Genomic DNA, 22224 nt, shown 5'->3' with positions numbered 1-22224 from the left:
AGGCGACAAGAGGGAGCAGGTGACACTTATGCAACTATCAAATCAAACACGGCTGGATGAGCTGGCCCAGTTTTTGCGGACGCGCCGCGCCCGTATTTCACCTGAGCAAGTCGGGCTGTCTGGAGGAGGCCGGCGGCGAACGCCGGGTCTTCGTCGCGGGGAAGTGGCGCAGCTCTCAGGTGTTAGCGTGGATTGGTACACGTGGATGGAGCAAGCGCGGGATATTCAAGTATCGGCGCAAGTGCTCGAGAACATTGCCCGGGCGCTCCAGCTTGATGTGAATGAGCGCAAACATTTGTTTTTGCTGGCATTGCAGCAGCTGCCTGCTGATCTGACGCTGGTCGAAACGACAGTGAGTCCGACTTTGCAAGACTTCCTTGATCTGCAGGGAACAAGTCCAGCCTATGTGAGTGATCAGCGCTTGAATATTGTCGCCTGGAACAGGGCGGCAAGCTTGATTTATGGTGATTATGCGGCGATGTCGGCCCGGGAGCGTAACACGGTTTGGCGGACATTCACTTCACCCTACGTGCGTGACATGCTGCAGGACAACTGGGAAGCGCATGCGCGTCACCGTTTAGCGCAATTTCGCGCCAGCTATGGCAAGTTTGCGGGTGATCCTTGGTGGCTGGAACTTATCGGGGATTTGAATCACGCCAGCGAGGAATTCAGGGCATGGTGGCCACAGCACGATGTACTGAACGGTCCTGAGGGCAAAAAAATCAATCACCATAAGTCGGTCGGATTGCTGATTTTCGACCAGATTTCGTTTCTAGTGTCGGATGCTCCGCATCTTACGGTCACGATCAATATACCGACAAATGACAGCGATACGAGCCTCAAGCTTCGTCAGCTTTTAGCGGATTAGATAATAGCCGTGCAGCATGCACGGCTGTTGTTTTTGTCAAGAGCAATTACTATAATCTTGTTAGAGACATTGGATAGAAGAATACGAGGCTTCTTAAAACAATACAAGGACGGAGGATTCTAATGATACTCGTAACAGGCAAGAAGATATTCCGTCATCTGCTATCCCCTTTTAATAGGAGCCTTCGGTATAAACTAATGCTGATCATGGTCGTCATTGCTGTGCTGCCGTTAAGCTTAGTCACTCTTTTCGCTACCCGGACAACGAAGCAGTCGTTAAGCTTGGAGGTAATTCGTTCCAATGAATCGCGTATGGAGTGGGCGGGCAAGTACTTCAATGAAAAGTACGATCAGTTGCAAGCGATCGCCTATTCTGTTTTGTTAGATAAAAATTTGTTTCCGAACGGTAGCGACGCCATAAGTAGTGCAACAGTCAATTCGGAAAATGCGTCAAATAGTTACATCGATGAGAAACTGAGAGCCTTATATACGGCCAATAATAGTCAAATTGCGCGAATTTCATTGTTTATGAAATCTAAGCAGCAATTGTTTATAGTGGATAAGGATGCTGTCCGCGCCACGTCGCAGCTAAGTACGCCGAGCATGGATTGGCAAAAGGCCGAAATGTCGTTTGAAAGCGTAAACATGATGACGAATTTGAATCGCAATTTGTTCTCTATCGTGCGCAGCATGAACCGGTTTGAGAACCGCGAGATTCTCGGTGGGGTGTCGCTGGATGTCCGCTGGCAAATGATGAACAGCGTGCTGGACATGCTGCATTCGGAGTCGAGCAGTGAAGTGTATATCGTGGATGGGCGAGGGAACATGATGTATGACCCCTACTCGGGTCCTACGCCAGGTTCTATCAACAAATCCATACTGGGACAGATCGTTTCCGCTCCGACTTCGGCGGGTTACCGGCAATTAAAAGAAGGATTTCTTTTTTATCAGCCCGTTGCATCCGATCAGATGTGGCTAATCAAGTTTATTCCGATGCGTTATGTGACACAAGGCGCTTCTTCGACACTGACGTTCAGCTTCGTAACTGCGGTCATTTTCATCGGTTTTGCGATTGCCTTTTCCGTGCTGACAGCGTATTTCACGACGAAGCCGATTATTCGCTTGACCAAGTCGATGAAAGCAGTGGAGTTTCAAAACTTCGACGTCGGTGTCAACCAGGTGCGAAGCGATGAGATCGGCACGCTGGAAAGACGCTTTAACTCGATGCTGCTCCGGATTAAAGAACTCATACAAACGGAGTATAAAGCGAAGATCGAGAAGAGAACCGCGCAATTAAAGGCGATGCAGGCACAAATTAATCCGCATTTTCTGTATAATGCGCTGCAGGCGATTGGCGGTATTGCCCTTGAGCGAAAAGTGCCGGAGATCTATGAGCATGTCCGTGCCATCAGCGATTTGTTTCGCTATACGATCCGAATGAAATCCGATCTCGTTACCATAGATAATGAATTGGAGCATGTCAGCAATTATTTGCATATTCAGAAGATTCGGTTTCACGATACGTTGCTCATTCATATGGACGTCGACGATGAGTGCCGATCGTGTCAGATCCCCAAGTTCTCGCTGCAGCCCATCGTTGAGAATTGCTTCGTGCATGGGCTCGAAGGGAAAATGGGGACTTGGTCGATCGCGATCCGCGTACAGCTGATTTTGGATGAGCTGGAGATCAGTATTGAAGACAACGGCATCGGCATTGCGGAGGAGCGGCTGCGGCAGATTAGCAAACAGCTCACACAAGAGTCGGACGAGCAAGAGCTGGGAGATAGCATGGGCATGAGCAATATTCATTCCAGGATTAAACTTATTTTTGGCAGCGATTATGGACTATATGTCACGAGCAAGCAGGACGCGGGAACAACGGTGAAGCTGGTGATTCCGTCAGTCCCGAAGCAAAGCGAGGGGGTTGGAGCATGAAGGCCGTCATTATCGATGATGAATATTGGACACGGAACAGCATACGCCGACTTGCGGATTGGGAGCGTTTCGGTATCGTACGGGTGGAAGAGGCGGAAGAAGGCCTTAGTGGTCTGCAAATCATTCAGAGCATCCAACCGGATATCGTCATAACAGACATGAAAATGCGCGGTATGAACGGGGTGGAGCTGCTGCAGAAGCTTTCGGAGGATTACCCGTTCATTCGGAAGATCGTCATCAGCGGGTATGATGATTTTGCCTATACGAAGCAGGCGATTCAATCCAAGGTGGACGAGTACATACTAAAGCCGATCCATCCGGAAGAGCTGAACCGCGCTTTGGAGAAAGCCGTCAGGGAGCTGCAGATCGCACGGGGACTTCATGCGGTTCAACCGCTCGACAAGGAAATTTTGCATATGATGACGGATGCCAAACAGGTAATAACCAGAAATTTCCAAGGACTGGAGGTGGAAGGCGTTTGCAAAAAGTTTGCGGAGCTGGCGACCGTTCTGACGGCTCTGGAACCGCTGCAAGCGGGCATCAGCAACTCTTTATACAAGCAGTTCATGTATTTGCTGGAGGAACAGGTTTCAAGGATGCTGGCCGACACAAAGTCCGTCATCCCGGCTTCTACAGGAACGCTAATTGTGACGGACGACACTCCGGTCGCCCAATGGGTCCATATGTTGACGGAGGCGTACATGGGCGTGATGGAGGAACTGATTCAGAAACGGAGAAACAAGACTCGGATTAATATCGATGAAGTCCGGCACTATATTGAACGCACATATGCGGAGCCGATTACTTTGGAATCGGTTGCCGGGCAATTTTTTGTGAGCAAGGAGCATCTGTCCCGAACATTTAAGCAAGAGGTCGGCTCCACTGTGATGGATTACATCATTACGATGCGGGTGGAGAAAGCCAAGCAGCTGCTGCAGAACCCGGCAACCTCTATCAAAAGTGCCGCAGAAGCGGTCGGATACGCCGATTTGACGTATTTTCACCGTATTTTCAAAAAAGTCACTGGCCTGACGCCAGGGCAAATCCGCAATGACAGCCATGAGTAAATCCGATATCAATATTGTCCAATGAACAGCGCAAATCCAGTCCAATGTGCTCTTATAAGCTTCCCGGTATACTGAATTCGAAAGCGTTACCAATATAAAGGGGAGGCATAAACGAATATGAAGAAGGCACTTGTCATGGCGGCTGCTATGCTGATGTTGAGTTCTACGGTCGCTTGCTCTTCGGGTACTCAAGACACGGCGGCAAGCCCAGCGGGAACGCAAGATAATAAGACCGCAGCGGCTCCCAAGAAGGTGGAGTTGAAAGTGTTTCTCGGCGGTCTAGACCGCTTCCGCGATCAGTTTGATAAATATTTCGCGCAATTTGCGGAAAAGGAAAAGAAGGAAAAAAATATCGAGGTCACTTTTAATTCCGAGTACCCGGGCTCTGAAAATGCGACGCAGATTTTGAAGACGCGCCTAGCAACCGGCGATGTACCGGACATTTTCAGCATCCATGCGGTTAACGATATTCCGGATTACTATAAGGCCGGCTATTTGGCGGACTTGTCCAGCCAGCCTTTCGCCGCCAAGCTGCAGGACGGCATTAAACCTATTGTATCCTTCGACAACAAAGTCGTAGCTGTTCCGATGGAAAGCTTGCAGTGGGGGTTCTTGTACAACAAAAAGATATTCAATGATCTGGGGCTTAAGCCGCCTTCAACATTGACCGAAATGAAAGCCGTTGTGCAGAAGCTGAACGATAACAAAATCAAACCGTTTCTGCTCAGCTACAAAGAAAGCTGGATTCCACAGCTATTCCTTCCGCTGGCCGTCGGCGCGCTTGTCAACAGCTCGCATAAAGACTTCATCGACAAGATGAACAAAGATCAAGGCAGCTTCGCAGATATCAAAGAAATGTTCGATATTATCGACTTGGTGAACGCAAACGGAACGGAGCGCGCTTTTGAAATTGGCAATGATGATGGTTCCGCAGATTTTGCCGCCGGTAAAGCGGCGATGTGGGTGCAAGGCCCTTGGAATGCCGACAGCATTCTGAAAGCTAATGATAAAATGGAATTTGGTGTAGCGCCCTTACCGCTGAATGACGATCCCAAATCTTCGCTCATCAATGTCTCGGTATCGACTTCGCTAGCGATGGCGACGAACAGCAAAAATAAAGAGGTTGCACAAGACCTGCTCAACTATATTCTTGACGACAAAGACTCCAACGGGCTTTATCAAAGCTTGAAGTTTAATCCGGTATCCAAAAATCATACGTTCAAACCGTATCCTTGGGTCGAGGAAGCTGCAAGCTACGCCAATAAAGGACTCTTTTATAAGGACCCATCGATTCCCTCCTCTGTGAAGGATGAAGTGGGCAAGGCGCTGCAAGCGTACTATAACAAGAAAATGTCCAAGGACGATGTTATAAAAGACCTGGATAAAACTTGGAAAGACGCGAATGCCGCAGCGATCAAGAAATAGGAGATATGGACCGCAGTCATGCCCTGCCGTCGTCGTTTGACGATAACAGGGCCTGAGGTTCATAAAGGAGTGCAATCATGCTAAATCGATCCCGTAAAGCATCAGTATCGTTGATCCTCTTTGTAGCCCCCGCCTTTGCGTTGTACGTCATTTTCCTCGTGATCCCTATGATTCAAGGCTCTTACTTCAGTTTTACGAACTGGGACGGCCTGAATAAATCATACAGCTTTATCGGCATCCACAATTTCGTAGAAGCGATTCGTGACGATGCTAACTTCCGAACAGCGATCTTGTTTACAGCCAAGTACGTGGTTGTTGCCGTCATTTTGCAAAATACGATCGCACTCTTGCTTGCCTTGCTGATTGAGTCGCAGAGAAGAGCGAAGGGCATGTTTCGAACTATCTTCTTCATGCCCAATATGCTAAGCATCATTATCAGCACGTTCATGTGGGTGTTCGTCTTTTCCAAAGTGATGCCAGCCTTATCCAAATTTGCCGCTTTGAAATTTCTAGGCATCTCTTGGCTCGGCGATCCGGATGTTTCGTTCTGGACGATTTTGCTTGTATCGGTCTGGGGCGGAGTCGGCACGCTCATGCTCATTTACATGTCCGCTATCCAAGGGATTCCGCAGCCTCTGAAGGAAGCGGCCATCATTGACGGCGCGTCATCGTTTCATATGTTTCGTTATATTACGCTGCCATTGATTGCGCACGCGCTAACCATATGCATCTTCCTGACGCTTAACAGTTCCTTTAAAGTGTACGACCTCATTTTCGCCTTAACTGGCGGGGGGCCTGCCCGAGCAACGCAAGTCATTACCATGAATATTTTGGAGGAAGCCTATCAGCGTAACTATCGTTACGGTTATGCAAGCGCGAAGGCGATCATCCTCTTTTTGATCATCCTTGTCATCACGATGATACAAGTGTCCGTCATGAAGAAGCGGGAGGTGGAAGCATGAGAAGAAGCATGTCTTCCGTTTTGTCGCTGCTTGTTCTCGCCATTCTGGCCATTTACTTTCTGTTTCCGATTTACATGGCCGTCGTCAATTCGTTCAAGACGCAGAGCGAGATGTACAATTCCGTACTGAGCCTGCCTTCTCGCCTGCATTTGGATAACTATGTTCAAGCGTTCCAGAAAGCGAATATGCTCAGAAGCGCTTGGAATACAATCGTCGTCACGGTGACGGGGATTGCTGGAATTGTATATTTCAGCTCGATGGCTGGATATAAGCTTTCCCGTACGCCAGGCAAGCTGAGCCATGCGATATTTTTGCTGTTCGTTGCTTCCATGCTGATTCCGTTTCAGACGATCATGGTAACCTTGACCAAGATGGCCAAGGACTTAGGGCTGCAGGGCACTCCATTCGGTTTAGGCGTGGTGTGCGCCGGATTAGGCGTCAATATGGCCATATTCCTTTATCACGGTTTTGTCAAAGGTGTTCCGCGAGAGCTGGATGAGTCGGCGGAGATGGATGGATGCGGCGAGTTCAGGACCTTTTTTACGATCATTTTTCCACTGCTGCTTCCTATCACTTTTACAATCGTTATCCTGAATATGCTTTGGCTTTGGAACGATTTCCTGCTGCCTGTTTTGCTGCTGACAGACTTCCGCAAGTATACGCTCGTGTTGACGATCAACATGTTTTTTGGCAAGTACAGCAGGGAGTGGTCGTTAATTCTCGCTTCGTTAATTTTGTCATCGATACCGATTGTCATTATTTTTGCTATTTTCCAACGATGGATTATTCAAGGTATAACGGAAGGGGCAGTGAAAGGGTAAAGGAGGTATGATCATGGGATGTCAGGGGTTTTATTCCAGTACCCACTATGAAAAAATGATGCTGGCCTTACGCCTGCAAAATGATGCCGAAATCAAAAGACAGCTTGACGATGTCTTTCAGACGATTCGCGAACAGAAACTGACGGCTGAAACCATATATGTGATGGTGATCGGTCTAGTATCGCTATGTTTGTCCTATATTGTGGCCCGTGGCTATGAAGTAGGAACGGTACTCGGCGCGGATTTTTCACCTGATCTGGAAATGAAGAGACATGAAAACCTCGATGGCATGTATGTGTGGCTTGAAGAAATTTTTCGAAAAACGCTGAAAATCAATGATGAAACAAAGAAGCTTTCCCGTTCGCAGCAAATCTACGAAGAGACGAAGCTGCACATCGAACAAAATTATCAAAACCCCAATCTGAATGTCGAAGAAATTACGAAGCTTGCTTTTATACATGGAAGTTATCTGCGTAAAATATTCAATCGAGAAGCCAACATGTCGATATCCGATTATATTACCTATGTTCGGATGCAGCGAGCCAAGGAATTGATTCGAATGAAATGTGCCAATATATCGACTATTTCTGAGATGGTGGGGTATAACGATCCAGGTTACTTCAGCAAATGTTTCAAGAAATTTTACGGTCACACGCCGAGTGAATACGTAAATTATATTGGGAACTAAGCATTTTGGAGCGATTTTTACCCTGTTTTCGTAGCGATTCTTTCATTCATTAAATTTCAGGTAAGACTTAGAATGGATTCAGGGTTTATGTAAGCGCTGTAATAACCTGAAAATTACGAATGGGGGTACTCGAACTTGAAGATGTGGACAAAACTTGGCAGTATGGCACTCGCATCGATCATGACGATTTCTCTGGCAGCTTGCGGTTCAGGGACACAGAAAGAGGCAGGCTCAACAGCAACGCCTGCAACCACAACATCTGCCGCACCCGCAGCGGAAACCAAACCGGCTGCGACGGCCGAACAAGCCGTTGTGAAGTTAACGATTGCTACCAATCACTTCGACGATGACACCTCCAAGCCTTACGATTACGCTGTTGCAGAGCTCAAAAAAGAAATGCCGAACGTGGAATTAACGCTGCAGGCTTACCAACAAGACAACGGTCAAAAAATCAAGACACAAATGGCCACCGGTGACATGCCCGACATTATTGACACCTCATGGGAGATTATGCAGATCGGCAGTAAGTCGAACAATATTTTGACCTTAGATGATGCTCCGGAAACTGCACAATTCAAGAAAGATTTGAATAAGGGCAACGAAGCCAAATTGATTGCGCCAGATGGCCACGTGTATGGCTATCCCTATGCTGGTATTGAATTTATTATCTTGTACTACAATAAGAAATTATTTGCCGAAGCGGGCGTCCAGGCACCGATTAAAACGATCGAGCAAATGAAGGATGCGGCTAAAAAATTCAATGCGAAGGGCATCATCCCGCTCGCCATTTTCTCCAAAGAAAAGTGGATCGGCAATTCATTTCTGCAAGGATTTATGACACGTGAAGAGCCGAAAGGATTCGGTGTGCTTAACGGTGCGACGGAGACACCTGCTGCACTGAAGCTGGCTGCCAAGCAAGTGGAAGAACTGCAGGCCGCAGGCTTATTCGCGAAGAACGCGACCCAAACGAATTACGATCAAGCATCGTCGCTGTTTTATCAAGGTAAGGCGGCCATGTTCGTTAATGGGCAATGGGAAATCGCCAGCTCACAAAAAAATATGGGTGACAACGTGGATTTCATGAACTTCCCGGCCAAGGACGAGGCTACCTATGACAAAGCGAAATTCGCCATGAATGGAACGGGTGATCCGTCGGGCTTCGCCGTTTCCGCAAAAACGAAAAACAAAGAAGTCGCGATCAAAGTAGCCGCATTCATGGCGCGCAAATACGCTGAATATAAGTACACGCAGACGGGGACGCCAATCGTATCGATCAAAATCGATAAGCCGATTACGGCTCAAGTTCCAGCAATGCTGTCTCGTCTCGGCAAAGAAGTGATCCCGAACATCACCAGCTTCGCTGATGTACTGAATGATACGAACGTCAAACTGGGAATTGACGACAACGCACAGAACTTATTGGTGGCTGGATTTACTGCCGAACAATTCGCCACAAATTTGAACAAAACGATGAAAAAATAACTGCAAATACCTATGTGACTCACATCGGCTTGTAAGTCGGTGTGAGTTTATTTTCGGAAAGGAACATGGCGATGAAACAATATTTAGGCAACAAGTGGGCCATTTTTATGTTTTTAATGCCGGCGATTGTTCTTTATAGCGTGATCGTGTTTTATCCGATTTTGCAGACGTTTTACCGCAGTTTTTTTGAATGGGATGGGCTAGGTCGTGCGACCTTTGTCGGTATTGGGAATTTCATCGAGCTTGCGCATGATTATTTGTTAGTCACTTCGCTACGTAACGGTTTTTTGTTTGCTGTCGTCCTGGTCGTTTTCCAAATTGGATTAGGGACGTTATTGGCGCTCATTTGCTCAGATCCGACCGTGAAGGGGCGTAAACTGTTAAAAACGGCGTATTTTATTCCCGTTGTGCTTTCGGTCACTGTCGTTTGTCAGCTTTGGCTTTCGATGTATGACCCCGTTAACGGGCTTATCAATAAATTGTTTGAGGCTTTCGGAATGGCTTACCGCCAAGACTGGCTTAATTCGCCGAGCATATCGATCATAGCGATTGCTTTTACCAATGCATGGCAATATATGGGATTTCAGTTCGCCTTACTGTATGCCGGAGTAAAATCCGTTCCTGAACACTACTTGGAAGCAGCCCGTATTGATGGGGCGAGTAAATGGAAGGCACACCTGCATATTACAATCCCGTTGATGAAGGAAACGTTCAAGTTCTGTTACGTCATTGCCATCACAGCTGGGATCGGGGCTTATGTGCAAATGGCCATTATGACGAACGGCGGGCCGGGGACAACGAACTATACGTTGACCTTCATGATTATTCGGAGCGCATTTTCAAGCAATCAATATGGGTATGCATGCGCTATTTCGGTTTTGTTAATTGTGATTAGCTTAATTGTCACGCTCATTATTAACAAAGTGTTCGATCGGCAAGAGAGCGGAATGGAGCAGAGTTAAAGGAGTGTCATGGCATGAATAAAATTGTCGGAATCGTCCTGCAGTGCTTCTTATGGATTTATTTCGTAGTTTCCGTTTATCCGTTAATTTGGATGGTCTTTTATTCCTTGAAAAACAACGATGAAATTTTCGTAACCAATCCTTTCGGCTTACCGACGCACTTCAGATTCGAGAATTATGTGAATGCCTGGAATAAATTCAATGTACCGAGCTATATCGCGAATAGCACATTCGTCGCCTCCGTAACGACGCTCGCTGTCGTCCTTATCGCCGTCATGTTCTCCTATGCGATTGCCAGGCTGCGTTGGAAATTTCGCGAAGCGGTGCGGATGTATATGATTATCGGCATGTTTATTCCGATGCAAGTGATCATCATTCCATTGGCAATTATCGTCAAAGATTTTCACCTGACGAATACATATGGTGCCTTGTTGATTCCATACATCGCCTTCGGATTGCCCTTCGCATCGATGGTTTTCTATGGTTTTTTGCGGGGAATTCCGCATGAAATGGAAGAGTCGGCTTGCATGGACGGCGCATCGATTTACCGAGCGTTCTTTCGAATCATTTTGCCGATCCTCTCCCCAGCGGTCTCAACGATTATCATTCTTCAGTTTATGGGCACTTGGAATGAGTTTTTCTTGGCGTCCATCTTGATAACGAATGAAAAATTAATGACTTTACCGATAGGGCTCATTTACTTTCAAGGGCAGCATGCTACAGATTGGGGGGGAATGGGCGCTGTTATGACCATCGCCAGCTTGCCTATGGTGATCTTGTATTTGTTTTTCACCGATCGAGTGGAACGGGCGTTAACGGTCAGCTCGGCAGTGAAAGCCTGAAGCGGATGCTTGGCTGAAATCCATTTTTGTTCTTATGGAAGAGTATGCTAAAATAAGATAAGCAGGGTCACAATCTGCGATTGCTAGCGCTGTAGAAAATTCCAAAATTTTCATTTGGGAGGTTGTCGTATGGACGATTATTTTTTGGTGAAAGACGGTAGAATTGTACGTTGGGACGGACTTACATTAGGGGGTACCAAAATCCGAGCCGACGAGCTCATCGAATCTTTTGGCCGTAAGGCTCTGGATGAAATCGAGCAATACGGAGTTTACATCATCAAGAAATCTTAATGAATACATGCCTGAACGCATACAGATCCCCGTAAACTGGGGATTTTTTATTTGTTAGCGGGGTATTACAGCGAAAAGAGTGGAGGAGAATCTATCGATTCTCTTCCACTTTTGATTTGTTGAATGGGTCATTGAATTTGTCTTGCGACACGTTCACCTAGCTCAGAAGACGCCTGAGAAAGGTAGCTAAGCACGATGTTTTGCGTTTCGCGGGCTACGCCGACAAGATCGGCAGCCAGGTTTTCGACTAAATGCTCTTGCTCTAACGGGGTAAGCGCCCGATAAAACTGCCCGGCTTGCGCGAAGTCGTCCTGCTTTGGGATCTCCGACCGCTGGAGGCGTCCTTCTACGAATCTGCCGTTCCCGCTGGTTACCAGCGAATCAGGCGTCCAATTCTGCTGATGATTAATCGGAATTTTGCGGAATTCCGGACCTAGCCGCCGTCGCTGTGAATCCCAATAAATATTGGCCCGCCCCTGCAATATCTTATCGTCCGACAGCTCTGCACCTTCCAGCAGATTGGCAGGGGAGAAAGCCAACTTTTCCACCTGCTCTTGATAATTGTCCGGATTGCGATTTAAGACTAATCTCCCAACCGGGAGCAACGGATATTGCCGCTCATCCCATACCTTCGTACTATCTAAAGGATCATAAGGGAGAAAGGATTCGTCTTGGGGGTTCATGAGCTGCACATAAAGACCGTATTCAAACGGTTTGCCTGCGTTCAGGGCATCAAACAAATCTTTGCCGTTATAATCGGGATTCTCGCAAGCGATCCGGGCTGCTTCTTGCCGATCTATATATTGCACACCCGCAAAAGGGATCCAGTGATATTTCACGTACGTGCGGACTCCTTGCGCATTTTTCCAGACATAGGTATTGACGCTGTGGCCTGGCATGTGACGCAGACTTTTGACTGTGCCGGCGTCAGAGTATAGCCTGAGCAGAAAGTGGGTGGATTCCGGCGTTCGGGCAACGAAGCTCCAGAATCGATCTGGGTCCATGAGGTTGTTGACGGGTGATGGCAGTAAGGCGTGGATAAACTCGGGAAAACGGATGGCGTCACGGACGGCGAATACGGGGTTATGGTTAAAAACGAGATCGAATACACCTTGCTCGGTGTAAAATTTGGTGGCGAAGCCGTGCACGTTCCGAGCCGTATCCGGAGTGCCTTTGTTGCTGACGGCTAAAGAGAATCTGACGGTTACGGGGGTCTGTTGACCTGGATTTTGCAGAAAACATAGCTGTGTATAAGGTGTCATGGCATGTACGGTTTGAAAGTAACCGAATGCGCCATATCCTTTGGTATGAACAGGCCTTTCTAACAATTTCTCATGAATGAACGTTTCCAGCTTTTCATGCAGTACGCTGTCCTGTTCCAGAACAGGTCCTCGTTCGCCCACCGTTTGTGAATGCCAAGTTGCTGGAATATCTCCGGAGCGTTTGTTAGGACGATTGTCATTATTCTCGTACATTTTTCAACCTCCCATGCCGGCTTGCGAATCGATTGAATATATCCCAAAATATGTACAGCTACTATCTGAATATGACAGCTATTTTAGTCGGATTCTCTAGACGGCTCCAGCTTTTCTATGTATAATAAAGGAAATTTCTGGTATGCGTAACTGGCGAAACGTAGAGGACTACGGGGGAGCGCATATGACATACAGCCGATCGCCTGGGCAGAGCGTTTGATCCGATGGGTCTTATGCTCTTTTTATTTGTTAGGAGATGATGTCGATGACGAAGGCAAGGCAGGTTGCAGTTGTGCTGTATGAACAGGTAGATACGTTGGATGTGGCAGGGCCGCATGATGTGTTTGGCGTAGCTGGCTACTTAGGCAGGGATTTTCATGTGTTTACAGTAGCTGAAAATGAAGCTCCTCTAACGACGGTTAGCGGCATCACGATTACGCCGAAATTTAGCTTTGATACTTGCCCTGCGCCGGACATTCTCATTGTGCCTGGAGGCCTGGGGTCTCGCACCGAAATCGCTAACCCGCGTCTGATCGCCTGGATTCGCGATACGGCAGCCGGCGCTGCCATTGTGCTCTCGGTATGTACCGGCGCGCTTCTGCTGGCGAAAGCCGGTTTACTGGACGGCATGCGAGTGACGACGAATCGGCTAGCGTATGATCTTTTGCGAAACATGGTTTCACCAAGGACAACAGTTGTCGATGATGTGCGTTATATCGATAACGGCCGCATCGTTATGTCCGGCGGTGTCACGACAGGCTTTGACGCGGCTTTGCATGTCGTGGCGAGGCTGTGCGGCGAATCGCGGGCGATAGAAACCGCTTCGCGGTTAGAGTACGGCTGGCGGGCGAAGCTGGACATTCGCAGAGCCGTGCTGGCGGATGCGGAAACGATACGCGGGCTTTTGGTTGGCGCAGCGCAGTGGATTCAGCGGACGAAGGGAGTAGACCAGTGGCGTGAGGAGCGGTTTACGTACGCGTATGTGTCCGAAGTGATCGAGCGCTATGAGGTTTTTGTGGCGCAGATGGGTGAAGTGGTTGTCGGCTGCTTTTCCGTACAATGGGAGGATCGAGTGATTTGGGGCGATCAGTTCCATGAAAATGCTGGCTATGTGCATCGGCTGGCAGTCTCCCGAGCCCATCCGAACATGGGAATCGGCGCGCGGCTGATCAATTGGGCCGAAGACTATGTCAAGAACCAGGGCAAATCTTGGCTTCGATTGGATTGTATGGCGGAAAATGCGGCACTCAATCGATATTATGTCCGTGAGGGGTTTGCGTTACGCGGTCGCTACGATGGCGAAGGCTGGAGTGCACACTTATACGAACGGCACGTCGCCGGAATGCCGGATCCGGAAGTGTAACTAAGGATGTCAGAGAAGCAACGAATTGTGATAGAATGAGAGAATAAAAACACAAAAAGAAGGGTCATATCTTGGGTTACTTATTGCTAGTTCTTGCAACTATCGCTTGGAGCTTTGTTGGCGTTCTCGTGAAGACCGCATCGACGATGGTGGATAGCTCGATCATTACGTTCTCTAGGTTTTTCTTTGGCGTCGTTTTCCTCGGTATTTTCCTGCTGATCAAGGATGGTCGCGTGCAGCTGCGATCGGGGCTGAAATGGATCTGGATTGGCGCCGTTGGCAAATCTGTCAATTACATTTTTGAGAATATCGCGATTACCATCGGTTATTCATACGGCAACATTCTTGTTCAACCGATACAGACGGTCACATTGCTGCTTGCCAGTGCATATCTTTTCAAGGAAAAGGTGACCCTGCGAGGATGGTTCGCCGCATCGCTTTGCATGATCGGTGTGATTGTCATCGGATGGAATGGAGTATCTCTTCACACCTTGATGCAGGGAAGCGGACTGACGACGCTTTTATTCACCCTGGCGGGAATCGGTGCGGCTGTACATGTGCTAAGCCAGCGGTCGCTGGCGCGGACGATGGATTCGGGCAACATGAATTTCTCTGTATTTTTATGGAGTACAATGCTCGTCTCACTGCCAATTCCCTTTCAGTCGCAAGGGTTTAGCGGTACCGTCTCGGTGTGGGCTTGGGCTGCACTCATTCTGCTTGGGGTCATTACAGGACTTAGCTTCTTCTGGTTCGCAGAGGCGATGAGGCGGGTATCGTTCGTGGTTGTTGCGATCGTTGGTAACTGCTCGGTATTGTTTTCGATTGTTTGGTCTTACTTGTTCTATCACGAGCCAATAACCTGGTATGTACTTGGCGGGACCCTCGTGTTTATTGCCGGATTTTTGATCATGAACTTTCCAATTCGGCGTCGAAGCGTGGATAAAGCAGCGGCGACAGCTACCGCATAACAGGTAAGGCGCAGCGTGCATCATTGTCGCACATTGCGCCTCAGCTTACTTCTCTATTTGCAGGCGTGACGCCGGGGATAGAGAAGTTTTTGTTTTTTTGGCAAGAAATATGAATAGAAGAAAGCATAAGACCCCTAATGCGGCAAAAAGGGTCGAGGCATACAGGGCCGCAGAAGCGCCGGTACGTTCGAATAGCATGCCTCCCACGACAGGCCCCAGCACGCGTCCGAAGGTTGGTCCGCCCGCAACCACCCCTTGCACAGTGCCTTCCTGTCCCGGCTCGGCATAATCGGCGGCAAGCGCAGGTACGCTCGGCCAGACGAGCATTTCGGCGACCGTCATGATGACCATGGCCACGACAAACCCTGCATATCCGCCGGCCTGGGCCATTACCAGAGAAGAGCCGACGAAGATAAGGCCGCCCCAAAGCAGCTGCGATTTCAGCGACAATCGGCATTTGCGGATTGCCCAAGAGATAAGCGGCTGGGCCAGTACGACAATGATCGCGTTGATCGTCCATAGCAGGTTGTAGGAATAGGAGGGCAGTTGGATGTTCTGCAAAAGAGTCGGGACGACGGTCAGCCATTGCATATACATGAACCAGGTGACCATGACGCCGAGACTAAGAGTTCCGAGGGCGATCCATTTTAGCTGTGACGGGATACCAGCCGTTTGGCGTGCAGAGGCCGAATCGTCCTTCTTAGCTGCGGTGCAGGACAAGTGGTGTTTGCGGAAATAGATGAAAAATAAACCTAGAAATGCGGCACAGCACAGCACGTTGCACCAGTAGGCGAGAGCGTGCGAGATGGCGTAGGCCGTACCGCCCAAGGCGGTTCCGACCGCTCCGGCTACGTTTAAAACAACGTAAACCAAGTTGCTGTTCGACCGGCCGCCGGTCGGGCGCAGGCGCGTAGCCCACGCGTTCGTGACCGCATAGAAAAATCCGCTGAAAAATCCGAGCGGCAGGAAACAGGCAATAAAAACCGTGAAATTGCCGCCAATCCCGATCGCGACCGAACAGACGAGTGGAACGGCGGAGGAAAGAACGATTGTCGTTTTTGCTTTCCATCTGTCAAACAGGATGCCGCCGACCAAGTTCCCGGCAAACTGCATGGCAAAATGAATAGAAAGCAGCGTGCCTCCGGTCGCCAGCGAAATGCCGAGTTCTTGGTTCATATAGGGCATGTAGACAGGCCAAATGAAGGAAGCTCCGGTATGGTACATAAAAATGAGCAGAACAAGGTGCCTGATGTCAGGCGTCATCGCGGTTATGGATTTGAACATACAAACGCTCCCTTGAGATGTGGATGAGAATTTGGCGATTATGCTTATGTAGATAGAAGGTAGATGTGACATAATCATTGTAGACGGAATGTGTCCTATACAAAAGATACAGTTTTAGACAATTTATCAGGGACAGATGGCATAGGTTGAACGGTTAACCCACTTGCGGAGAGCTTTTAGATACTGATATGATGGACGTTGGATAATTCATCATTTTATGGACAGAAAAGAGGGCTTACTATGATCGATGAGATCGGCCTATTGTTAACTAATCAACTAGGAATGATCGGAGAGCAACGTACATGAAAAGTCGGACTTTCGTATTAATCAGCATCGTCTTGGCCATGCTGGTGGCGTCGATGGACTCCACGATCATGAACACAACAATGCCTATCGTCGCGCAGGAGTTAGGGCGCTTCGATTTGTACGCCTGGTCGTTTGCAGCTTACATGATTTTCAACACGGTACTGGCGCCTGTGGCTGGGCGGGTTTCAGATCTATTCGGACGGAAAAAGGTTTTTGCCTGCGGGATTTTGCTTTTCCTCGTCGGCTCATTGCTCTGCGGCCTATCGCAGTCTATGGTGCAGCTCGTCATTTTCCGGGCGGTTCAAGGGATCGGCGCGGGCGTGATGATGCCTTTTCCGATGATTATCGCAGGGGATTTGTTTTCGGTTGAGAACCGGGGGAAAATTCAGGCGCTCTTCACCTCGATGTGGGGACTTGCCGCGGTACTGGCGCCGATGCTCGGTGCCTTCTTTGTGGAGTATTTGAGTTGGCGCTGGATTTTTTATGTCAACTTGCCGATTTGTTTGCTGGCCTTCCTGATGCTTCTTCCTTATAAAGAGGTGTACCAGCCGAAACCGGCGAAGGTCGACTACATCGGAGCGATCTTGTTCACGATTGGCGTAAGCGCGCTGCTGCTCGTGACTGTGCTGGAGAAGAATCAAGTGGTAAGCGGCGTGATCGGTGTCATTTTTCTGGTCTGGTTCTATGTATTCGAAAGAAAACAGCAATCGCCGCTTGTGCCACTCAGTATGCTCAGCGACCAGACGATTCGGTGGGTCAATATTAACGGCTTCGTCGCGTGCCTTTCTCTGTTCGGCGTCGGCAGCTTCATCCCGCTGTTTCTGCAAAATTTTGCCGGCGCCAGCTTGTTTATGAGCGGACTTCCGCTTCTCGGTCTGGCGGCGGGCTGGATGGTCGTGGCGGTGCCTGCGGGCAAATGGGTTTTGCGCTATGGCTTCCGTCCGCTCCTCCTCGTTGGCAATCTGCTGCTCGTGCTATCCGGCGTATTGCTGGCGCTGATCCATTCGGCGTCGGGGGTCGGCTATGCCACGTTATGCATCACGGTCGTTGGTCTTGCCTTCGGCCTGACGTCGACCGTCTCGATTATCGCTGTGCAGCAGTTGGCTGAGGCGCATCAGAGAGGGATTTCCACCTCGTTCCTCATGTTCTGCAGGAACATCGGGACCGCGGTTGGCGTCACGATTATGGGCGCCATCCTTAATCGAACACCAGGAATTACAGGGTTCCACGATCTATTTCTCTTCGGCTTTATCAGCACACTGGTGGCGCTGGGAACTTCGCTCTTTATCCGGAACCGGAAACTAGAGATGAGTCCAACTCGCGTGCATCAGCCGGAATAATGGAAAGAAGCAGCTTGCCGAATGGCAGCTGCTCTTTTTTTTATCTTTTATCCAGAAAGAGGAATCCGGAGGCTCCTCTCACTGGCCAACGCTGCCTTAGCCACAGATAACGCTGAAGCGGCGCGAGGCCAGCCTGTGTAGAAGGCAAGATGCGTAATCGCTTCCACCAGTTCCTCTGGCGTTAATCCATTCTCCTCCGCTAAGCGCAAGTGGTAAGGGAGCTGCTCGCTTAACCCTCCCGCTACCAAGGCGGCAATCGTAAGGAGACTGCGATCGCGCAGAGCTAACGCTTCTCTTCGCCACACGTCCCCGAACAGCACATCCTCCGAATACGCGACAAATGCCGGTGCGAAATCCCCGAACGAATCCCTTGCCGTGGACTTGATATTTCGGTGCGCCATCTGTTACACCTCCTCAGTACTTTGAAGCATTTGGGCAGCGCCGTTTCCGAACGACCAATCGGCAAATTCGTTTTCAACGAGTACGACGAATACGTTTTCTTGTCTCATAGGAACAGCCTTTGATAATGTTGTGGCAAGTGTTTCGTACAAACGGGTCTTCTGTTCAGTCGTTCTTCCCGACTTACAAGTGATTTGAATGAACAGCACGCCGTCAGACCGCTCGATGTTCAAATAATTTTTGCTATAAACGAATTCTTCACGCTTATGGGCATGAAACACTTGAAAGCAATCGTCTTCAGGCACTTGAAAATGTTTGATTATAGCTTCCATAATCGTTTGACTGATTAGCGGCAGCTGGTGGGATGCATATTGCTTTTCCATATAACTGACGCGAATAAATGGCATCTTCATCACTCCTTAATTGAGATACCTTCATTGTACGGATAGACTTATCATTTGTATAATGGATTAAGGTGATCAACTCGATCTAATAATTCGATGAAGGAGACGGCAATGGATTTAAAAGAACTGACCGCTTTTCAAACCATCGTTCAAGAAGGAACATTCTCTCGGGCAGCAGAGAAATTAAATTATGCGCAATCGACGATAACGAACCAGATTCAGCGATTGGAGAAGGAGCTGGGGGTGCAGCTGTTCAAAAGAGGATGGGATGCACAACTGACGAGTGCCGGACGGGTACTCGCGACGGAAGTGGATAACCTCATTCATCATTGGCACGATGTCGCTGAGCTTGCGCAAGCGCTAGAACACGACGAATACGGTTGTTTGCGAATCGGTGGGATCGAATCCGTGGTTGACGGGGGCATTTCCCGTTCTGTCCGCAGATTGCAGCAGCAAAAGCCACGCATGGCGTACCAGATCTTGACGGGAAATACCGACGCCCTAGCGCAGCTCCTGTTGCAAGAAGAGCTTGATTTTGCCATCTGTGGAGAGCCATCCGAGTCGACCGCATTTTACTTCGAGCCCTTATATCATGAAACAACGATGCTCATTGCGGATCGCAACCACCCGCTCTGTCAACGAAGCCATGTTGCCTTCGAGGACGTCTTGGACTATCCGCTGACAGCAGGAGGGAGCACGTGCCTATACCATCTGCAGTTCTCCAAGCATTTGTCCCGGTACCAGGCGTCGCCGCTGCAGCTAAATACGGTTAGCCGCATCACGGCCATCCCGCAGTTCATCCAAGACACGAAGGCTGTCGGTGTCGTGCTCGCGTCCACGCCATTGATTCCTGAGGTCGCGAGGATCGATGTTGAGTTCGTTTTACCCCATATTCCGATCGGGTTATTGCAACTTCGCAAGGCGAGCTACGCTGCTGGATCGTCTGTACGATTGCTGCAATGCATGATAAAAGAGGAGATCGGCCAACCGTTCACTTGAGCAGAAATTTCTGCTTGCTTGCATGAGGGCGGATCGAGGCTGCATCTGGGATCGCTTCATATGCAAGATCCGCAAGGGAATTATGCTGTGGTTGCGGATACGCTTATCCAAGCAGGGGGTAAGCTTCCGGAGTAAGGTAGGACTTAACCGGATGTTCGATTCATACTATGGTAAGGCACTCCAAATGGAAGGAGAGGGAAGATGTCGATACCAAAGTATGTAAAGTCCATTGACGTGAGGGGAGTTAACATCTTTTTCCGTGAAGCTGGTAACCCGATGAACCCGGCAATCATCCTCTTGCATGGATTCCCAAGCTCCTCGCACATGTTTCGCAATTTGATTCCTTTATTGGCTGACCGGTATTATGTGATCGCCCCGGACTATCCGGGATTTGGGAATAGCAGCATGCCAAAGGCAGATTCTTTCTCTTATACGTTTGAAAATCTTTCTCTAATTATCGAAGAGTTGCTTCACCAACTCTGTATCTCTAAATACATATTGTACTGCCACGATTATGGAGGCCCCGTCGGTTTCCGTCTAGCGGTTCGCCAGCCGCAGCGAATCCTCGGATTTGTCATTCAAAACGCGGTCATCACTGAGGAGGGGCTAGGCCAACCTTTTGATGTGTTCAAAGCGCTTTGGTCTGACCCGAACCCCCAAACCAAAGCTGACTTTGCTGCGTTAGGTGATTATGAGTTTACGAAGAAACAGTATTTGTATGGAGCTTGTCATCCATTTCTTATTAGCCCTGATGGGTATAACATGGACCAGTTTTTTCTCGATCGGCCGGGAAACGCAGACATTCAATTAGCTCTCGGTTATGATTATCAAACTAATGTTGAGCAATATCCAATTTGGCAGCATTATTTGCAGATGTACCAACCTCCCATACTCGTAACATGGGGGAAAAATGATTTCATTTTCACCTTGCAGGGAGCTTACGCTTTCCAAAGCTATGTGACTTATGCAGAAACCCATTTGTTATGTGGCGGGCATTTCGTGCTGGAGGAAGCGAATTATGCAATCGCTAATTTGATCAAAAGTTTTTTCTGCCGGATGTACGGATTCTAAAAAACAGGAGATCGCGCTTTGTCATATTTAAGCAGTTACTGGGAAACTTAGTTAAGTAAGTTATCTTACATAACTAAGGAGTGCTAAGAGATGATCGTCATGCAAAAGAAATTGTATACAGCCACTGTGAACGTTGAAGGTGGCAGAGAAGGCAAAGCGGTTTCCAGCGACGGCATTCTGGACATAACCCTGAAAGTTCCGAAGGAACTAGGCGGGCCGGGCGGGAATGGAACGAACCCGGAGCAGTTGTTTGCCGCAGGATTTGCCGCATGCTTTGAAGGTGCGCTGGGGGTTGCGCTGCGCAATAAGAAAATGAAAGCGGAAGGCATTCAAATCGCTTCTCAGGTTAGTCTTGGCAAGGATGAGCATGACGATTACGTGCTGGCAGTCGTATTGGACATTACGATAAAAGGAATTGAAACCAGCGTGGCAAAGCAACTTATCGAAGAAGCGCATGAGATTTGCCCTTATTACAGAGCGGTGCGTGGCAACATTCAAGTCGAAACGAATCTCGTTGGTTAAACAATGCCGCGTAAATCGCGGCTTTTTTTATTTATACAGATAGACAAATAAACTGATTCCCTCTTTTTTGATCCGATAATGTTGAAAGGGGTTTTCTCTAATGAAAGATTCAAAATCTTCCTGCGTGTAAGCACCTTGCTTGAGAAAAGTTCGAAAGGCAAATTTTACAAAATGCTTGTCAAAGCCTTTCATGCCTGTCTGGCTAATCTCATGGTTAATGTCTTCCAGTGTCGCCTCGTAGTTCATGTCGATGATTAAGGAAGTTCCACCTGCTTTCAGCACCCGATACATTTCACAGAGCGCCTTAGCCGGATCTTTGAAGTTTTTGAATGCCGCACTGCAAACGATAAAGTCGAAAAAGCGATCTTCGCATGGCAGGTTAGCAGCGTTCCCTTCCTTAAAGTCGACAGTAACATTTGCTTCTTCGGCGTTCTTTTTTTCAATTTTGACAAAGTCCGGGCTCAGCTCAACGGCTGTAACGTGATATCCTTTTTTGGCGAGTTCGATGGACAAGTAACCGGGTCCAGGTGCAACTTCCAAGATTGTTGATCCGTCCTTTACTAAGGAAGCCACTTCATTCGCATAATTTTGCATTTGTGTTAGCCGGCTTTTGCGGGAATTCTTGTCATACCACTTTGCGGTCAAGCCATAAATACCGACATCTTTGTTTTTTCGTATATTTTTCATAATGACACTAGCTCCTCTATCTTGAGATCGATCCAACGTTTCGACTTCATTATATGGAATGGAT

At 48.5% G+C, this 22224-nt stretch carries 22 protein-coding genes and 1 riboswitch; of the genes, 17 read left to right on the top strand and 5 right to left on the bottom strand.

Annotation, left to right across the window (positions count from 1 at the left end; all coding sequences use genetic code 11):
* Window positions 1–28 precede the first annotated feature (28 nt).
* The 11 genes from O9139_RS03655 (at window position 29) to O9139_RS03605 (ending at window position 11342) form a co-directional block, all read left to right on the top strand.
* Window positions 29–868 carry a helix-turn-helix transcriptional regulator gene (locus O9139_RS03655; RefSeq protein ID WP_270878093.1) on the top strand — a complete coding sequence of 280 codons (840 nt, stop codon included), beginning with the start codon at window positions 29–31 and terminating at the stop codon, window positions 866–868.
* Between the two features lie 122 nt (window positions 869–990).
* On the top strand, window positions 991–2802 hold the full coding sequence (locus tag O9139_RS03650; RefSeq protein ID WP_270878092.1) for a sensor histidine kinase: 1812 nt from the start codon (window positions 991–993) through the stop codon (window positions 2800–2802).
* Entirely contained in the window at window positions 2799–3869 is a 1071-nt protein-coding gene (locus tag O9139_RS03645) for a response regulator transcription factor (protein WP_270878091.1), read from the top strand. The genes O9139_RS03650 and O9139_RS03645 overlap by 4 nt, the downstream gene beginning before the upstream one ends.
* 117 nt (window positions 3870–3986) lie before the next feature.
* Entirely contained in the window at window positions 3987–5294 is a 1308-nt protein-coding gene (locus O9139_RS03640) for an ABC transporter substrate-binding protein (RefSeq protein ID WP_270878090.1), read from the top strand.
* Between the two features lie 77 nt (window positions 5295–5371).
* A complete protein-coding gene (locus tag O9139_RS03635) occupies window positions 5372–6256 on the top strand; it encodes a carbohydrate ABC transporter permease (RefSeq protein WP_270878089.1) in 885 nt (294 codons plus the stop codon).
* Entirely contained in the window at window positions 6253–7077 is an 825-nt protein-coding gene (locus tag O9139_RS03630) for a carbohydrate ABC transporter permease (protein WP_270878088.1), read from the top strand. The genes O9139_RS03635 and O9139_RS03630 overlap by 4 nt, the downstream gene beginning before the upstream one ends.
* A gap of 13 nt (window positions 7078–7090) precedes the next feature.
* Entirely contained in the window at window positions 7091–7765 is a 675-nt protein-coding gene (locus tag O9139_RS03625; protein ID WP_270878087.1) for a helix-turn-helix transcriptional regulator, read from the top strand.
* Window positions 7766–7906: 141 nt separating this feature from the next.
* Window positions 7907–9247 carry an ABC transporter substrate-binding protein gene (locus O9139_RS03620; RefSeq protein WP_270878104.1) on the top strand — a complete coding sequence of 447 codons (1341 nt, stop codon included), beginning with the start codon at window positions 7907–7909 and terminating at the stop codon, window positions 9245–9247.
* Between the two features lie 71 nt (window positions 9248–9318).
* A complete protein-coding gene (locus tag O9139_RS03615) occupies window positions 9319–10209 on the top strand; it encodes a carbohydrate ABC transporter permease (RefSeq protein ID WP_270878086.1) in 891 nt (296 codons plus the stop codon).
* A 14-nt stretch (window positions 10210–10223) separates the two neighbouring features.
* Entirely contained in the window at window positions 10224–11051 is an 828-nt protein-coding gene (locus O9139_RS03610; protein ID WP_270878085.1) for a carbohydrate ABC transporter permease, read from the top strand.
* Between the two features lie 129 nt (window positions 11052–11180).
* Entirely contained in the window at window positions 11181–11342 is a 162-nt protein-coding gene (locus tag O9139_RS03605) for a hypothetical protein (protein WP_270878084.1), read from the top strand.
* Between the two features lie 128 nt (window positions 11343–11470).
* On the opposite strand, the gene O9139_RS03600 is transcribed toward O9139_RS03605, so the two are convergent.
* On the bottom strand, window positions 11471–12817 hold the full coding sequence (locus tag O9139_RS03600) for a catalase (protein ID WP_270878083.1): 1347 nt from the start codon (window positions 12815–12817) through the stop codon (window positions 11471–11473).
* Between the two features lie 136 nt (window positions 12818–12953).
* A riboswitch (ZMP/ZTP riboswitch) is annotated at window positions 12954–13033 on the top strand.
* A 49-nt stretch (window positions 13034–13082) separates the two neighbouring features.
* On the opposite strand from O9139_RS03600, the gene O9139_RS03595 reads away from it, so the two are divergent.
* Entirely contained in the window at window positions 13083–14180 is a 1098-nt protein-coding gene (locus tag O9139_RS03595) for a GNAT family N-acetyltransferase (protein ID WP_270878082.1), read from the top strand.
* 71 nt (window positions 14181–14251) lie between these two features.
* Window positions 14252–15148: a DMT family transporter gene (locus O9139_RS03590; RefSeq protein WP_270878081.1), complete on the top strand. Its 897-nt coding sequence runs from the start codon at window positions 14252–14254 to the stop codon at window positions 15146–15148.
* A 45-nt stretch (window positions 15149–15193) separates the two neighbouring features.
* On the opposite strand, the gene O9139_RS03585 is transcribed toward O9139_RS03590, so the two are convergent.
* Complete coding sequence (locus tag O9139_RS03585; protein ID WP_270878080.1) at window positions 15194–16432, bottom strand: MFS transporter; 1239 nt, start codon at window positions 16430–16432, stop codon at window positions 15194–15196.
* A 302-nt stretch (window positions 16433–16734) separates the two neighbouring features.
* On the opposite strand from O9139_RS03585, the gene O9139_RS03580 reads away from it, so the two are divergent.
* Window positions 16735–18078: an MFS transporter gene (locus tag O9139_RS03580; protein WP_270878079.1), complete on the top strand. Its 1344-nt coding sequence runs from the start codon at window positions 16735–16737 to the stop codon at window positions 18076–18078.
* A 47-nt stretch (window positions 18079–18125) separates the two neighbouring features.
* Here the strand turns inward: O9139_RS03580 and O9139_RS03575 are convergent, their stop codons facing one another.
* Window positions 18126–18479 (bottom strand): carboxymuconolactone decarboxylase family protein, encoded by a 354-nt coding sequence (locus O9139_RS03575; RefSeq protein WP_270878078.1) that lies wholly within the window; start codon window positions 18477–18479, stop codon window positions 18126–18128.
* A gap of 3 nt (window positions 18480–18482) precedes the next feature.
* Window positions 18483–18884 (bottom strand): tautomerase family protein, encoded by a 402-nt coding sequence (locus O9139_RS03570; RefSeq protein ID WP_270878077.1) that lies wholly within the window; start codon window positions 18882–18884, stop codon window positions 18483–18485.
* Between the two features lie 108 nt (window positions 18885–18992).
* Between O9139_RS03570 and O9139_RS03565 the strand changes: the two genes are divergently transcribed.
* The 3 genes from O9139_RS03565 to O9139_RS03555 all read left to right on the top strand — a co-directional run bounded on the left by O9139_RS03565 (window position 18993) and on the right by O9139_RS03555 (window position 21473).
* Complete coding sequence (locus tag O9139_RS03565) at window positions 18993–19880, top strand: LysR family transcriptional regulator (RefSeq protein ID WP_270878076.1); 888 nt, start codon at window positions 18993–18995, stop codon at window positions 19878–19880.
* Between the two features lie 276 nt (window positions 19881–20156).
* Complete coding sequence (locus tag O9139_RS03560; protein WP_270878075.1) at window positions 20157–20951, top strand: alpha/beta fold hydrolase; 795 nt, start codon at window positions 20157–20159, stop codon at window positions 20949–20951.
* Between the two features lie 90 nt (window positions 20952–21041).
* Entirely contained in the window at window positions 21042–21473 is a 432-nt protein-coding gene (locus O9139_RS03555; RefSeq protein ID WP_270878074.1) for an Ohr family peroxiredoxin, read from the top strand.
* Between the two features lie 27 nt (window positions 21474–21500).
* Here O9139_RS03555 and O9139_RS03550 read toward each other — a convergent pair whose 3' ends face one another.
* Entirely contained in the window at window positions 21501–22160 is a 660-nt protein-coding gene (locus O9139_RS03550) for a class I SAM-dependent methyltransferase (protein ID WP_270878073.1), read from the bottom strand.
* Between the last annotated feature and the right edge of the window lie 64 nt (window positions 22161–22224).

Origin of the sequence: Paenibacillus aestuarii (genome assembly GCF_027789125.1) — a bacterium.
GTDB lineage: Bacteria > Bacillota > Bacilli > Paenibacillales > NBRC-103111 > Paenibacillus_E > Paenibacillus_E aestuarii.
This window is presented reverse-complemented; position numbering and strand designations above follow the sequence as displayed.

Bases quoted from the DNA above. Each gene is read 5' to 3' on its own strand.
- O9139_RS03650 (WP_270878092.1), top strand. From the start codon at position 991: ATGATACTCGTAACAGGCAAGAAGATATTCCGTCATCTGCTATCCCCT.
- O9139_RS03585 (WP_270878080.1), bottom strand. From the start codon at position 16,432: ATGTTCAAATCCATAACCGCGATGACGCCTGACATCAGGCACCTTGTT.
- O9139_RS03560 (WP_270878075.1), top strand. From the start codon at position 20,157: ATGAACCCGGCAATCATCCTCTTGCATGGATTCCCAAGCTCCTCGCAC.
- O9139_RS03550 (WP_270878073.1), bottom strand. From the start codon at position 22,160: ATGAAAAATATACGAAAAAACAAAGATGTCGGTATTTATGGCTTGACC.
- O9139_RS03600 (WP_270878083.1), bottom strand. From the start codon at position 12,817: ATGTACGAGAATAATGACAATCGTCCTAACAAACGCTCCGGAGATATT.
- O9139_RS03630 (WP_270878088.1), top strand. From the start codon at position 6,253: ATGAGAAGAAGCATGTCTTCCGTTTTGTCGCTGCTTGTTCTCGCCATT.
- O9139_RS03615 (WP_270878086.1), top strand. From the start codon at position 9,319: ATGAAACAATATTTAGGCAACAAGTGGGCCATTTTTATGTTTTTAATG.
- O9139_RS03575 (WP_270878078.1), bottom strand. From the start codon at position 18,479: ATGGCGCACCGAAATATCAAGTCCACGGCAAGGGATTCGTTCGGGGAT.
- O9139_RS03620 (WP_270878104.1), top strand. From the start codon at position 7,907: ATGTGGACAAAACTTGGCAGTATGGCACTCGCATCGATCATGACGATT.
- O9139_RS03605 (WP_270878084.1), top strand. From the start codon at position 11,181: ATGGACGATTATTTTTTGGTGAAAGACGGTAGAATTGTACGTTGGGAC.
- O9139_RS03645 (WP_270878091.1), top strand. From the start codon at position 2,799: ATGAAGGCCGTCATTATCGATGATGAATATTGGACACGGAACAGCATA.
- O9139_RS03595 (WP_270878082.1), top strand. From the start codon at position 13,083: ATGACGAAGGCAAGGCAGGTTGCAGTTGTGCTGTATGAACAGGTAGAT.
- O9139_RS03555 (WP_270878074.1), top strand. From the start codon at position 21,042: ATGATCGTCATGCAAAAGAAATTGTATACAGCCACTGTGAACGTTGAA.
- O9139_RS03635 (WP_270878089.1), top strand. From the start codon at position 5,372: ATGCTAAATCGATCCCGTAAAGCATCAGTATCGTTGATCCTCTTTGTA.
- O9139_RS03565 (WP_270878076.1), top strand. From the start codon at position 18,993: ATGGATTTAAAAGAACTGACCGCTTTTCAAACCATCGTTCAAGAAGGA.
- O9139_RS03610 (WP_270878085.1), top strand. From the start codon at position 10,224: ATGAATAAAATTGTCGGAATCGTCCTGCAGTGCTTCTTATGGATTTAT.
- O9139_RS03580 (WP_270878079.1), top strand. From the start codon at position 16,735: ATGAAAAGTCGGACTTTCGTATTAATCAGCATCGTCTTGGCCATGCTG.
- O9139_RS03655 (WP_270878093.1), top strand. From the start codon at position 29: ATGCAACTATCAAATCAAACACGGCTGGATGAGCTGGCCCAGTTTTTG.
- O9139_RS03570 (WP_270878077.1), bottom strand. From the start codon at position 18,884: ATGCCATTTATTCGCGTCAGTTATATGGAAAAGCAATATGCATCCCAC.
- O9139_RS03640 (WP_270878090.1), top strand. From the start codon at position 3,987: ATGAAGAAGGCACTTGTCATGGCGGCTGCTATGCTGATGTTGAGTTCT.
- O9139_RS03625 (WP_270878087.1), top strand. From the start codon at position 7,091: ATGGGATGTCAGGGGTTTTATTCCAGTACCCACTATGAAAAAATGATG.